Raw genomic sequence first — 1305 nt, 5'->3', positions numbered from 1 at the left:
TGTTCATCCATTACTGTTTTCATATTGTCCGTTAAAATGATCTTTGGTACTCCACCAATTGCTTCAAAGCACTCCATTAAAAAGGACATTAATATACTTTGTGATTTGGATATGGTTAAACCATAAGACTTAAACCTTGAATTTCCTAACACCAACACTCCTACATTAACGTGTATAATCTCCCCATCACACGTTATGTATTTTATGTTCTCCTTCCAGTCGAATTGAGCCTGTTCCCCCGGAGGGGTTTCATAACGAACAACAGATTGTGCTGCTTGAGTTCTTTTACCATCGGTAAAATATGCTTGGAACTCAGGTTTGTTTGATATGTATCGTCGGAAAGATGACTGGGAACAGTTCAAACTATGGTTATCCTTTAAGTACTCCCAAAGAACTCTCTTGTAGTAAAAAGTTTGTATTGAATCCTTTGAGAGTAGGTCTGATATAACACCATATAACTCATCTATTCTAGATTTTCTATTACGGGTTTTACTTGGCCCCTTTCCATTTAAATATCGATCCACAGTCCTCCGATCTACTCCCAATTCTCGCCCTATCTTACTTTTATTTATTTTCATGTTTAAGCTCTCCATAAGAAATTTTAACTTTGGTAAATCTTTTAGACTTTTTACTTCTATCTCTGTCGTTAAATCTAGCTGTACATGCATTCTCTCCACCTCAAACTAAGTATGCATGTACATCACAAAACTGTACATTCTTATGTAATCATCTTTGTTCATTTTTAAATTAGCATTTATATTTATCTTCGATTCTGAGTACTTTATCTACGATTATTGAAGTTTTATCTTCGATTCTGAATACTTTATCTTCGATTCTACAGATTTCTACAACCTTCAACATTTTCATTTTATAACTACACAAAAAAAGATCAGCATCTCTACTGATCTTTTCTCCATATTACTTGGCGACGTCCTACTCTCACAGGGGGAAACCCCCAATTACCATCGGCGCAAGAGCTTAACTTCCGCGTTCGGACTATCGGCTTGCGATAAGCGGCGAATCTCAGCGTCAGTTTGTTCGTTCAGATCCTCATGTACCAAAACCGCACACTCCGGTCTTCACTGCCTGCGCTTCCTTGACCTTCTTGCTTCTCCCAAGCCTCAGGCTAGTAGTCTTACTTTGTCTCTAATTTTCACATACAAACCTTCGGTTTAACATTCTTTTAAAAAACAAAAAAGACCAGCATTTCTACTGATCTTTTTCCTCTTCTTACTTGGCGACGTCCTACTCTCACAGGGGGAAACCCCCAACTACCATCGGCGCTGAAGAGCTTAACTTCCGTGT

The 1305-nt window shown here is 38.1% G+C and carries 1 pseudogene; it reads right to left on the bottom strand.

Annotated features, from left to right (window positions below):
* A pseudogene (locus ACEWK1_RS27640) lies at positions 1–668 on the bottom strand (IS21 family transposase); the annotation flags it as partial.
* Between the last annotated feature and the right edge of the window lie 637 nt (positions 669–1305).

Origin of the sequence: Metabacillus sp. YM-086 (assembly GCF_048059995.1) — a bacterium.
GTDB classification, from domain to species: Bacteria; Bacillota; Bacilli; order Bacillales; family Bacillaceae; genus Metabacillus; species Metabacillus litoralis_B.
The sequence above is the reverse complement of the archived record's forward strand: the minus strand, read 5'-3'. Positions and strand labels throughout refer to the sequence as shown.